At 66.0% G+C, this 12669-nt stretch carries 8 protein-coding genes; 3 read left to right on the top strand and 5 right to left on the bottom strand.

The annotated features are described in order from the left end of the window. The first annotated feature begins 117 nt into the window (after window positions 1–117). Complete coding sequence (locus Q4E95_RS05510; RefSeq protein WP_303382360.1) at window positions 118–1680, top strand: AbgT family transporter; 1563 nt, start codon at window positions 118–120, stop codon at window positions 1678–1680. A gap of 25 nt (window positions 1681–1705) precedes the next feature. Continuing rightward, entirely contained in the window at window positions 1706–4351 is a 2646-nt protein-coding gene (locus tag Q4E95_RS05515) for a hypothetical protein (RefSeq protein WP_303382361.1), read from the top strand. Window positions 4352–4370: 19 nt separating this feature from the next. Here the strand turns inward: Q4E95_RS05515 and Q4E95_RS05520 are convergent, their stop codons facing one another. Continuing rightward, window positions 4371–5879, bottom strand: a complete 1509-nt coding sequence (locus Q4E95_RS05520; protein WP_259915235.1) for a SulP family inorganic anion transporter — start codon at window positions 5877–5879, stop codon at window positions 4371–4373. Between the two features lie 180 nt (window positions 5880–6059). After that, the gene (locus Q4E95_RS05525) at window positions 6060–7481 is read right to left on the bottom strand and encodes a glucose-6-phosphate dehydrogenase (protein WP_303382362.1); all 1422 of its coding nucleotides are present in this window, start codon (window positions 7479–7481) and stop codon (window positions 6060–6062) included. 84 nt (window positions 7482–7565) lie between these two features. On the opposite strand from Q4E95_RS05525, the gene Q4E95_RS05530 reads away from it, so the two are divergent. Then, window positions 7566–9653: a glycoside hydrolase family 15 protein gene (locus tag Q4E95_RS05530; RefSeq protein ID WP_303382363.1), complete on the top strand. Its 2088-nt coding sequence runs from the start codon at window positions 7566–7568 to the stop codon at window positions 9651–9653. Window positions 9654–9665: 12 nt separating this feature from the next. On the opposite strand, the gene Q4E95_RS05535 is transcribed toward Q4E95_RS05530, so the two are convergent. From Q4E95_RS05535 to Q4E95_RS05545, 3 genes are all read right to left on the bottom strand, one after another. Further along, window positions 9666–10454: an IclR family transcriptional regulator gene (locus Q4E95_RS05535; protein ID WP_303382364.1), complete on the bottom strand. Its 789-nt coding sequence runs from the start codon at window positions 10452–10454 to the stop codon at window positions 9666–9668. Between the two features lie 148 nt (window positions 10455–10602). Next, on the bottom strand, window positions 10603–11853 hold the full coding sequence (locus Q4E95_RS05540) for a M24 family metallopeptidase (RefSeq protein WP_303382365.1): 1251 nt from the start codon (window positions 11851–11853) through the stop codon (window positions 10603–10605). A 47-nt stretch (window positions 11854–11900) separates the two neighbouring features. After that, on the bottom strand, window positions 11901–12669 hold a 769-nt coding region (locus Q4E95_RS05545), incomplete at its 5' end, for a creatininase (RefSeq protein WP_368660311.1).

Genomic DNA, 12669 nt, shown 5'->3' on the forward strand with positions numbered 1-12669 from the left:
GGTTCGTAACGCTCGCGCGCACAAGCGCGCCACGGCCCGCCATCACTGGCGGACACCCAACCGGCGGGTACTTTGGGCGTCAACCGATCGTGACCGCCTCGAGAAATGAGCCGCGCCATGTCTTCGTCATCGCAGCCAACCACCGCCCGGAAGAAGCCGAAGAGCGGCGAGGGCCCGCTGCTCAGGGCGCTCAACTGGATCGAATGGGTGGGCAACAAACTCCCGGATCCGTTCTGGCTGTTCTTCATCCTGGCGGGCATCGTGTTGCTGCTCAGCTGGATCCTCTCCGCGGTGGGGTTGAGCGCGGTGAACCCGGCCACGGAGGAAACCATCCAGGTCACCAACCTCCTGGCCCCGGAGGGCCTGCGGCAGATCGTCTCGGACGCGGTCACCAACTTTGTGGAGTTCCCGCCGCTGGGCCTGGTGGTCGTGATCCTGCTGGGCGTTGCGGTGGCCGAGGAATCCGGGATGCTCTCGGCCGCGCTGCGCGGTTCGGTCTCGCGCGTGGGCCCCAAGTGGCTGACGTTCGTGCTCGCGCTGACCGGGATCGCCGGCTCGATCGCGGCGGACGCCATGTACGTGGTGCTCATCCCGCTCGGCGCGCTCGCCTTCAAAGCTGCCGGGCGCTCGCCGGTGGTCGGGCTGATCGTTGCGTTCTGCGCGGTCGCGGCGGGCTTCAACGCGTCACTGTTGCCCACGGCGTCGGACGCGTTGCTCGCGGGCATTACGACGGCGGCCGCGGGCCTCATCGACGACAGCGTGCTGGTCACCCCCATTTCCAACTACTTCTTCACGTTCGTCTCATCCCTGGTGCTGGCCGCGATCATCACCGTGGTCACCGAAACCGTGCTGGCCAAACGTGGCGAGGCCATTGAAGAGGACACGGACACCAAGGAACAGAACATGGGCAGCTTCGAGGACATGTTTCTCACCCCCCGCGAGAAGCGCGGCCTGCGCAACAGCGGCATTGCCTTTGCCGTCATGCTCGCCATGTACCTGGCGTTACTGCTGACCCCGGGCTCACCCCTGCGCGCCGAGGACGGCTCCATCCTGATGTCCCCGCTGCTGCTGAACGTGGGCATTGTGATCGCGTTGATGTTCGCGGTCATGGGCTGGGTTTACGGTCGCGCCGCCGGCACCATGACCCGGGCCCGGCAGATCCCGGAAGCCATGGCCAAGGGGCTGTCCTCCGTGGCGCCGGTGCTCGTGCTGTTCTTCGCGGCCGCGCAGTTCACCGCGTACTTCCAATGGTCCGGAATCGGCCCGGTGCTCGCGGTCTACGGCGCGGACTTCATTGGCGGACTGGGGCTGCACCCGATCATCACGTTCACCGGTGTGGTGGCCATCGTGGCGGTCATGAACCTGTTGATCACCTCCGGTTCCGCGCAGTGGACGCTGCTGGCGCCGGTCATGGTCCCCATGCTCATGCTGTTGAACGTGTCACCGGAAATGACGCAGGCGTTGTTCCGGATCGGCGATTCACCCACCAATGTGATCAGCCCGGTCAGCCCGTATTTCGCGCTGGTCCTGGGGTACTTGCGGCGCTACCAGAAGGATGCCGGCGTGGGCACGCTGATCTCACTGGTGCTGCCCATTTCCCTTGCCATGCTGGTCGGCTGGTTTGCGCTGTTCGTGGTCTGGTACGTGCTGGGCATCCCGTTGGGACCGCAGGATCTGTAAGAAACACTCAGTAAGGGGAGAGGCTATGTCTTCATCAGCGTACGGTCCGGCGGGCGAACCGCGACCGGAGCACGAACCGCAGGGTTCGGAAACAACCAAGGCCATGCCGGCGGTCGGTGGACCAGCGGGCGAGAGCCCTGCCACCGCCCCGGGTGCCGCAGGGTCGCAACTGCCCGCGCCCCTGCGCGCCATGACCGGCAGGCACTGGCTCGTTCCGGTGCTGGCGGGAGTCGGCGGTTACCTGGCCACCGTCCTTGCCACGGTGCTCGCCCTTCTGATCACCGTGGTGGGGCTCGCACTGTCCGGGGATTCGTCGACCAATGACCTCACCTCCGACGTCACCGGGGGTCTGGACACGACCACGGACGGCAACCAGTTGTGGGTGCTCCTCTGTCTCCCCTTCCAACTGGCGGCGCTCGCGTTCCTGGCCCCGCTCCGTCTGGTCATGAGTGGAGCCGGGGAAGGCGCCTCCATGGGGCTGATTTTCCCCCTCTACCTCCCGCTGCTGTGCGGCATTGCCACCGCGTGGCTACTGGCGCGCAAGCTCAGTGGCCGCCTCACCCTCGACAACCGCGTGGTCCAGTGGCTCATGGCGGCCATCGCGGGCCTGGCGTGGGCGGTTACGGCACTCATCGTCACGGCCATCACCGTGGTGCGCACGGAGGTTCCCCTGTTCCTGTCCACCCTTGAGATGCGATTGACCGGCGTCAGCTTTGCCCTGGTCGCCGTGGCCTTCCTGGTGGGGGTGTTGAGCACTGCCGCGGCCCTCGACGTTCGTGTCGCACAACCCGCGCCCGGTCGCGTGGTGACCACCACCGAGCGGTATGCTCCGGGCCTGCTCCATGTGCTCCGCCCCATTGTGGTTCACCTCCTGGTGTTCTGCGTCCTGGCGGGCCTCGGAATCGTGATCTACGCCTTCGTGGAGGGTGGCGCCGCGGCGGGATTCTCGGCGGTCCTCTGGGTGCCCGTGGCAGCCGGGATGTTGTTCGTGCTCTCGCACCTGTCCGCCGTCACCATCACCGGTGCGGGCGGCTGGCTCGCGGAGGCCTCGGGATCCTCGAACGTCGCCTATTTGTGGACCGACGGTGATCAGCCCGTGTGGGCCATGCTCCTCCTAATTCTGCTGGCAGTGGTCTCGGCGGTGTGTGCCGCGCTGAGCTGGGCGCACGTGCGTCCTGTGGATCAGCGGGTTGCCCGCACGGTGCAGTCGTGGGCAGTTTTGCCGGTTGCTTATCTGCTGCTCGGGTTGCTGCTCACGTGGTTGTTGCGCGCCTCCGGCCAGCTGGGCGGGCTGCTCGGCCTGGACGGTGTCCTGGCCGTGCGTCCCGTCGCGTGGACGTGCATCGTGTTCCTGCTCTGGGGCGCCGCCATCGAGGCGCTCGCACGGTTCGTGGCGCCGGCGTTCGTCGGTGTGCTCCCCGGCGGCGTGAACCGGGCCCTGCGCGGCTCGGACCGAGCGCGGGGCCGGTCCTCCGTTGTCGCCGCGGCCGCCGCCATGGCGGGCGGTGCGGCGGCAACGGCTGCGGGACACACCCCGCACGACGACGCCGCACGGCCGGCTTCCGAGCCCGGCTCCGGTCCCACGTACGGCTCGGGTGCTGCCCCCGCAGTGGCACCGCCAACGCCCAGGGAGCCCATGGATCCGGCCAAGAAAAAGCGGATTCGTCTGCTGGTCATCATCGTGGGGTCGATCATTCTGCTGGCCGTGATTGCCGCCATCGTGTTCTCCGTGGTCAGCCGAACGGCGTTCGGGCCGGACAAGAAGGCCGAAGAACTCATGGAGGCCGTGGTGAGCGGAGATGCTCAGCGGGCCACCGAACTCGTTGATCCGAACGTGTCCACGCAGCAGCGCGGCCTGCTCACCAATGACATTTACGGCGCTGCCGAGAATCGGATCTCCTCCTACGAAATCACCGACACCACGGTCAACGGGGATCGTGCCACGGTGGACGCAAAGGTCACTCAGGACAACGTGAGCACGGACGTGACCATGAACCTCGTGTCCGATGGGCGCGAGGGACTGTTCAAATCCTGGCGCCTGGAGAGCCCGGAATCACTGCTGTACCAGGAGGTCACGGTCCAGGTGCCCGCCGGTGTTGAAACCATGAACGTCAACGGGAACCCGGTGGGCATTCCCAGTGAATCGGAACCGCATTCCGTCTCACTCACGGTGCTGCCCGGCGATTACGACATGTCCGTGGCCGCCCCCAGCAAGTACGTGACCTATGGCGAACCCCAAACGGCGGAGGTGCGCGCCGATGACCGGTTCATGAGCGACACCGTGCAGTTCTCCATGGAGCACACCCCGGAACTGGCGCAGGAGGCCGCGCGGGTGGCCAACGCCAAGCTGGACGAGTGCGCGGCGTCGGGATCCTTCGATCCGGAAGGGTGTTCCTTCGGGTTCAATTCCTACGACGATAACGAGGACTACCGGAACCCCACATGGACCATTACGGAATACCCGGAGTACGAGGTGTACGGAAGTGGGGACACCCTGACCCTGAGCACGTCCTCCGCGGGTGAGGCCAAGCTCGAATATCAGTACAACTCCGAGTGGGATGACGATGAGCCGGCGGACTGGGAGGACCAGGACACGGAGACCAGCCTGTACGGTTCCGGTGATCTGGTCGTCACCGGAGAGACGGTGGAGGTGACCTTCTCCGACTACTGATGACTCGCGGGTGCCCCCATTACAGGGTCCCGGACAACCGCGCCCGCATCCGGCGGGACGCCAGGTTGAGGCCCTGGATCTTCACGGTGGTGCCGTGGGCGCGGTACTTATCCGTGACGGCGTCCACGGCAGCCACCGTGGAGGCATCCCAGATGTGCGATTCGCTGAAGTCGATCACCACGGTGGCCGGGTCCTCGGCATAGCGGAACTGGGTGTAGAGGTCGTTGGAGGAGGCGAAGAACAACTCGCCGCGCACGCGGTAGGTGGCCACGGCGGCGTCGTCAGGGGCGGGAGTCACCGTGCGTTCCACCGTGACCACGTGTGCCACGCGCCGGGCGAAGCCGATCACCGCCGCCAGGACACCGGCCGCGACACCGAGCGCCAGGTTGTGCGTGGCCACCGTGACGGCAACGGTCACGAGCATGACCACGGTTTCGGACAGCGGCATGCGGCGCAGTGTCGAGGGGCGGATGGAATGCCAGTCGAACGTGGACCAGGCCACGAAGATCATGACGGCGGCCAGCGCGGCCATGGGAATGATGCCCACGATCTCACCGAGCAGCACCACGAGCAGGAGAAGGAAGAGTCCGGACAGGAACGTCGAGATCCGGGTGCGCGCGCCCGAGGCCCGCACGTTGATCATCGTCTGCCCGATCATGGCGCAACCGCCCATGGTGCCGAACATGCCGCTGACCACATTGCCCACGCCCTGGCCCCAGGTTTCACGGGTTTTGTTGGAGGGCGTGTCGGTGATGTCGTCCACGAGTTTCGCGGTCATGAGTGATTCCATGATGCCCACCACCGCCATGGTCAGGGCGAACGGCGCAATGATCTGCAGTGTGTCCAGGGTGTAGGGGACGTCCGGGGCGATCAGCTGCGGCCAGGAGTCGGGAAGTTTTCCCTTGTCACCCACCGTGGGCACGTTCAAACCCAGCAGCACCACCACCGGGGTGAGCACCAGGATGACCACGAGCGGCGCCGGTACCGCGGTGGTGATCCGGGGCAGGCCGAACACGATCAGTAGCGCCACCGCAGCAACCGGGTACACCGCCCACGGCACGTTGATGAGTTCTTGGAGCTGCGGGATGAACAACAAAATGGCCAGCGCGTTCACAAAGCCCACCATGACCGAACGCGGGACAAAGCGAATGATCCGCGCAAAACCCACCGCGCCCAACACGATCTGGAAAACACCCGCCAGGATCACCGCGGCAATCAGGTAGTTCACGCCGTGGGATGCCACCAGCGGGGCCATGACCAGCGCGGTCGCTCCGGTGGCGGCGGAAATCATGGCGGGGCGCCCACCCACGAACGCCAACGTCATGGCCATGAGCGCCGCCGCGAACAGCCCCACCTGCGGATCCACGCCGGCGATCACGGAGAAGGCAATGGCCTCGGGAATCAAGGCCAGCCCCACCACCAGGGCACCCAGCACCTCGGTCTTGAGCCACGACGGGGTGCGCAGGGTACGAGCCACGGACTGGCGTTGCAGCGGCGTGATGTGGTGGATGCGCGCGGAGGAAGACACGGAACTCCCGGGTGAGATGCAAGGGTGCGGGCGGTGAGCGCATTCTGATCGACGGTAGAGCCAGGAAACGGCCTGTTCTTGGTTTCAACGTCGATCAAATTGCAGGGGGCGCGGGTTCTGGGTCGTACCGTCAATGAGAGAGCACCCCGACGCCCGGGCTGTGCAACTTAGGACGAGCCGCTAGGGCAGCGGCACCGGGCCCTCGGAACCGGCGGGGTACTCGAGCAGGGGCGCGTCAGTGGCGTAGGCGTTCTTGATGAGATCGATGATCCGCCAGCCCTCTTCGGTCGCGTCCGCGCGCACGGTGAAGGTGGGGTCCCCGTCCAGGATCCAGCGCACCACGGAGCCGTAAGCGGTGAGGCCGGGGGCGGGGGTGGCGCTGGACAGCGTCAATCGATTCATGCCTCGAGAGTCGAAGGGGCTACCCACGTTGAGTTCGATCTGCACCTGCTCGTCCTCGAAACCCACGCTCAGGGCATTGGGGGCCAGGGGGTGCGGCCAGCCCTCGTAGCCGTGCGGCGGTTGCCGGAAGGTGACACGAATGTGCTGAACCGGGTTGCCGATGGCCTTGCCCGAACGCAGCGTGACGGGCACGCCGTTCCACCGCCAGGTGTCCACTTCCAGGGTGACCTGGGCAAACGTTTCCGTCTCCCGCGAGGGGTCAACGCCCTCTTCGGAGGCGTAATCGGGGAGCTCGTGCCCGTCCACGGTGCCCGCCGTGTACCGGCCGCGAACCACGGGGGTGATTGAACGGTAATGGGGGGAACGGGTGGAGGAATCCTCGCTCCACAACCGGGCGGCGCGGAGGACGTGCGCGGTGTTCGCGGGAACCTCCACGGGATCGAAACGAGAGGGTGGCTCCATCATGATCAACGCCATGACCTGCAACAGGTGGGACTGGATCATGTCCTCGGCGGCACCGGTGGAGTCGTAGAAACCGGCGCGGCCCTCCAGGGCCAGGGTCTCATCGAAGACGATCTCAATGGACTCGATGTGCTCGCGGTTCCAGACAGGCTCGAACATTCGGTTGCCGAAGCGCAGTCCACTCACGTCGAGAACCCCGGGCATGCCCAGGAAGTGGTCCACGCGGAACGTGTGTTCCTCATCGACCAGCTGGCCCACCAGGGAATTGAGTTCGCGGGCCGATGCCAGATCGGTGCCCACGGGCTTCTCGAGAGCCAGGCAAAGATCATCGGGCAGCGAATCCAGACTCTTCAGGGCCTCGCAGGCCTTCCGGGTGACCGCCGGAGCCAGGGCGAAATACAGGCAGACCGGCCCTTCCACGTCATCGAGCAGGGAGGCCAGTTGAGCCGGATCGGCCGCGTCGCACTCGATCCAGCGCGTGGACTCTTTCACCCGATCCACCGAAGGGCCGGTGGCGCCCACGGAATCAAAGGCCTTGGCGACCGTTTGGGGCCAATCGGCGCCCCGAACGTCGTCGTCGGGTCCCAGCGGGCCGGGGAAGGCGTCGCGGGCGGATCCGATCACCGTGATGTCCCGTTCGGGCTGGTGGTCGAGCAGCGTGCCCATGCCGGGCAGGAGTAGGCGGGCCGTGAGATCGCCGGAGGCGCCGAGGATGACCAGTGTCCTGATGTTGTCCATGCCCCTACGTTATGGCACCCGGGTGAACCGGCGGAGGCGTAATCTCCCAGGTGTCCGCAGGTTGCTGATGATTGAATGAGGGCCATGAGCACCCCTCTTGAGGATTACGCGCTGCTGGCCGATCTCCACACCGGGCCGTTGGTGTCCCGAGAGGGCAGCATGGACTGGTTGTGTTTCCCGCGCTTCGATTCCCCCGCGGTGTTCTGCTCGATCCTGGGCGACGAGGACAACGGTCGCTGGAAGCTCTCCGCGGTGGACGGCGAGGTGGTCTCGCGCCGTTACATCCCCCAAACTTTCGTGCTGGAAACCGAGTGGCGCACCCCCACCGGCCGTGTTCGGGTCACGGACTTCCTGCCGCCCAGTGACGCCCACGCGGACCTGGTGCGTCGCGTGGAATGCCTGGAAGGCACGGTCCAGGTGGAGCATGATCTGCGCATCCGCTTCGATTACGGCAGGGTCACCCCGTGGATCCGCCGCGTAGAACTCAACCCGCCCGGTGATCAACCCCACGATCACGACGACGCCGCTCACCCGTCACGCTCCGGCACGGAACCGCACCCGGTGGGCACCAACCAGGACCTGCGCCAACAGGACGGTCAGGGTCACTTGGAGCGTTCGTTCAAGAGCCGAACCGATGCCGGCTCGTACAAGAATTTCCGCGGCAGAGTGCGCCACGCGGCAAAAAAGGCTGCGGCCAGGCGGGATGTGCAGCACGGTCTGCTTGCCGTGGCCGGCCCGGACGCATTACTGCTGACCGGGCCTCAATTGAAGCCCTACCTCGTGGATCACGATGGAAAGTCCGTGCCGTCGCGCGGCGAGAAGGCGCACGGCCCCGGCGCGGACATCCGCGTCCTCGAAGGTCTGCGACGGGGCCATCACGGCACGTTCGATCTTTCCGCCGGTGAGCGGATGGACTGGGTGCTCACATGGTGTCACTCCTACGATCAACTCCCCGTTCCGGCGGAACCGGGCCTCGCGCAGCAGGCCACCGAAGAGTTCTGGCGCGACTGGGCCTCCGACGTGACCTTTGACGGTGAGTACGACGAGGCGATATCGCGCTCGCTGCTCGTGTTGCGTGCGCTGACCCATTCGGAGACCGGTGGCATCGTGGCCGCCCCCACCGCGAGCCTGCCCGAGGACTTCGGCGGGGAGCGGAACTGGGACTACCGCTACACGTGGCTGCGGGATGCGGCGCTGACCATTGAGGTTCTGGTGCAGCACGACCACCAGGACGGCGCGCTCCTGTGGCGGGACTGGTTGCTGCGAGCGGTCGCGGCGGACCCGGATCAGCTGCAGATCATGTACGGCATCGACGGGCGGCGCAATCTCGCGGAATACGAGTTGGCGCACCTGAGCGGCTATGAAGCCTCCACTCCCGTGCGCGTGGGCAACGGTGCCGTGGACCAGTACCAGGCGGATGTCGTGGGCGAGGTGATGATCGCCCTGGCCACCCTGCGTGAGGCCGGGATCAAGGAGAACGACTACTCGTGGGGGCTGCAGTGCAACCTCATGGCCTTCTGCGAGATCCACATGGACGTGCCGGACAACGGGATCTGGGAGATGCGCGGCGAACCGCACTTCTTCACGCACGGTCGCGTGATGATGTGGGCCGCGTTCAACGAGGGCATCCGGGCCGTGCGAGAACACGGGCTCGTGGGCGACGTCGAGCACTGGACCACGTTGCGGGACCGCCTGCATGACGAGATCTGGGAAAAGGGCTACAACGAGGAACTCGGGATCTTCACCCAGACCTACGACAACACCGAGGTGGACGCCTCCCTGCTGCAGCTGCCGCACACCGGGTTCATCGAGCCGGATCATCCGGCCATGCTGCGCACGACCGCGCGGATCGAGGAGGACCTGCAGGGCGACTACGGGCAGGTTTGGCGCTACCGCACCCTCGAATCCGGCGAGTCCATGGACGGGCTGAAAGGCCACGAGTACCCGTTCGTGATCTGCACCTTCTGGCTCGTGGAGCAGTACGCGCGTTCGGGCCGGTTGGACGAGGCTCGCGAGCTCATGCGCACCACGGTCGGGTTCTCATCGGACCTGGGCCTGCTGGCCGAGGAGTACGACGTCGTCGCGCACAGGATGGCGGGCAACTTCCCCCAGGCGTTCAGTCACCTGGGGTTGATTCGTGCGGCGGACGCGCTGCGGGAGGCGGGTGGGTGATCGGTCCGCCGCTCAGGCGCCGGTGTGGCCCATGCGGCGGGAAATCTCAGTGGCCGCGAGACTCGCTGCGTGGCACATATGCCGCGCCTGTTCCTCGCCCACGCGGAAACGTGGTGCTGCGACCATGAGTCCGGCCACCAGATCGCCCCGGTGGTCCCGGATCCCGGCGCAAATGCCCACCTCGTCCACGGAGGTCCTGCCGTAGTTGAGGGCCACTCCCGAGAGCCGGACCTCCGCCAGTTTCTGCAGGTAGTTCGCTACGTGGGGTTCGTCCTGGACGGGTAGCTCTATGGCACCCGACAGCACCAGGGACCGGATGCGCGGTTCGGGCTGGTCGGAGAGGAATAGTTGGACGGAGGAGCTGTACGCGGTGTTGTACCGGGTGCCCAGGGGGGAGGTGTGTTTGATCGGGTGGGGGCTCGACAGTTGTTCCACGCACACCGCCTCGAAGCCGTTCCACAGCAGTAGCGCGGTGGTCTCCCCGGTCTGCGCCGTGAGTTCCTGCATGTGCGGGTAGGCCACGCGCCGCACGTCCATGGTGGCTAACAGCGGGCCGGACACCGTGATGAGCCCCATCCCCAGGCGGAACTGGCGGGACACGGGATCCTGCTCGACCACGTCCGAGTTCTCCAACGTGGCGAGGATCCGGGACACCGAGGACTTGTGCAGCCCCACCCGGTTTGCGATCTCGGTGACCCCCAGAAGTGGTTCCTCTGCCGAGAAGCAGCGCAGGACGGCCAGGGCATGGTCGATCACCGAGCTGCCTCGCGGCCGCCCCGGTTGCTGGGAGGTTGCGCTCATGGGTGTTCCGTTCTTCCGGAGGGGTGTGCAGTGGGCCGGGGCGCTCGGTACTGAACGGGTGGGGGCTGTGAGACGGTGTTACCGCCCCACGGCCCCCACCCGTTCGGCACCGCACCTCCATGCGGGGTGCGGTGCCCGGTAGTGCGGATCAGGCGTCCACGATGTTCTTCTCCGGACCGTACGGGAACTTGGTGATGTTCTCGGCGCCATCCTCGCCCACCACCAGGATGTCGTGCTCACGGTACCCGCCCGCCCCGGGCTGACCCTCCGGGACGGTGATCATGGGTTCCATGGACACGACCATTCCCGGTTCCAGAACGGTGTCGATGTCTTCACGCAGCTCCAGGCCCGCCTCGCGGCCATAGTAGTGGGACAGCACACCGAAGGAGTGCCCGTAGCCGAAGGTGCGGTTGGGCAGCAGGTTGTGGGAAACGTAGATCTTGTTCAGTTCCGCGGCGATGTCCTTGCAGACGGCGCCGGGCTTGATGAGTTCCAAGCCGGCCTCGTGGACCTCCACATTGATGTTCCACAGTCGCAGGGATTCCGCGTCCGGCTCACCCAGGAACAGGGTGCGTTCCAGGGCCGTGTAGTAGCCGCTGGTCATGGGGAAGCAGTTCAGGGAGAGGATGTCCCCGCGGCGCAGCTTACGGGTGGTGGCCCAGTTGTGGGCGCCGTCCGTATTGATCCCGGACTGGAACCACACCCACGTGTCGCGGATCTCGGAATCCGGGAAGGTGCGGGCGATCTCGTGGACCATGGCCTCGGTGCCGGCCAGCGCCACCTCGTACTCCATGACGCCCTCGCGGATGGCGTTGCGGATGGCCTCACCACCCAGGTCACCGATGCGGGCGCCGTGCTTGATGACCTCGATCTCCTCCGCGGACTTGATCGTCCGCTGGCGCATGGAGTCCTGGGAGACGTCCACCAGCTCGGCGTCCGGGAAGGTCTCCCGGAAACGCCGGCGGATCAGCTCGGGCATCGTGTCGTCCTCCACACCGAGGCGCTTGGCGGTGATGCCGCGTTCCTGCAAGGCTTGCTGGACACCGTAGTAGAAGTTGTCACGGCGCCAGTCGGTGTAGACGATGTTCTCGCCGTAGCTGCGCCGCCACGGCATGCCTGCGTCGATGTTGGCCGTCACCGAGACGGAGTCCTCGGGGGTGACCACGAGGGCGTACGAACGGCCGAAGTAGGTGAACAGGAAATCGGAGTAGTACTTGATGCCCTGGTAGCTGGTGAGCACCACGGCGTCCAGGTCCTTCTCCGCCATGATCTGGCGTAGCCCGCCCAACCGACGCTCGAACTCCGCGTCCGAGAAGGTCAGGGGCGTTTTCTCGCCGTTGTGCAGGACTTTGAGGCGTTCGAGGTCGGAGACGGACGTGGCGGGGGTATCGGTGTTCATTATTTCTCCTTCGTGTGGTGTGGATGTTCGGACTCGGGGGCGTGTGTTCAGCGCTCGAGCCCGAGTTCGGTGGAAAGATCGGTGGCCAAGTCCGCAACGGTCTGCTCGAACAGCAGCCGTCCCTTCTGCGCCGTGGAACCGCTCGGCGCGGACAGTGCGCCCGTGTGCGGGGTCCGTTCCGGAACGACCGGTAGCCGGTCGAACCGGGGGAGCAGGGCGGGGCCGTGTTCCACGGCCTCGTCCATGTGCACCAGTTCGGGGTGCAGATGGAGCATGAGGGAGGTTTCGAGGACTCCGCCGTGCTCGATGTCCCAGCCGGGGAAGCCCTGGGGGTACACGGTTGCGAGGGTGCTCTCGGAAACGTAATCCCAATAGGACAACAGCAGGACCGATGGGCCGGCAGGGTCGGACAGGCCGAGTTCACGCAGCGCCAGGTCCACGCCCTCGTAGAGGAATTGGTAGTTCTCGTAGTGGCCGTTGAGGAACACGACGTGACGGACACCTTGGTGCAGGAATGAGCGGGTGATGTCCCGGGTGATGCCGATCAAGTTATCTGCATCGAGGCTCAGAGTGCCCCGCAAGTGGTTTCCCCCGCCGGACTTCTGTTGGGATTTGTACCCGTAGTTGAGGGTCTGGGCCACCTTGGCACCGGTGCGCTCGGCCACCCCGAGACTCACGGCGGTCGCGAGCAGGCTGTCCGTTCCCAGGGGGAGGTGGGGCCCGTGTTGTTCGAGCGCCCCCACGGGGACCAGGACGGTGGTGCGTTCGTTGTCGAGCCAGTTGGAGAATTCAGGTGCCGTGGCATGTGCGAGCAGG

The organism is Kocuria sp. (assembly GCF_030536815.1).
Taxonomy (GTDB): domain Bacteria; phylum Actinomycetota; class Actinomycetes; order Actinomycetales; family Micrococcaceae; genus Kocuria; species Kocuria gwangalliensis.

What these genes read in the sequence shown, in the direction of transcription:
- Q4E95_RS05510 (WP_303382360.1), top strand. Translation starts at nt 118, where the DNA reads ATGTCTTCGTCATCGCAGCCAACCACCGCCCGGAAGAAGCCGAAGAGC.
- Q4E95_RS05515 (WP_303382361.1), top strand. Translation starts at nt 1,706, where the DNA reads ATGTCTTCATCAGCGTACGGTCCGGCGGGCGAACCGCGACCGGAGCAC.
- Q4E95_RS05525 (WP_303382362.1), bottom strand. Translation starts at nt 7,481, where the DNA reads ATGGACAACATCAGGACACTGGTCATCCTCGGCGCCTCCGGCGATCTC.
- Q4E95_RS05530 (WP_303382363.1), top strand. Translation starts at nt 7,566, where the DNA reads ATGAGCACCCCTCTTGAGGATTACGCGCTGCTGGCCGATCTCCACACC.
- Q4E95_RS05535 (WP_303382364.1), bottom strand. Translation starts at nt 10,454, where the DNA reads ATGAGCGCAACCTCCCAGCAACCGGGGCGGCCGCGAGGCAGCTCGGTG.
- Q4E95_RS05540 (WP_303382365.1), bottom strand. Translation starts at nt 11,853, where the DNA reads ATGAACACCGATACCCCCGCCACGTCCGTCTCCGACCTCGAACGCCTC.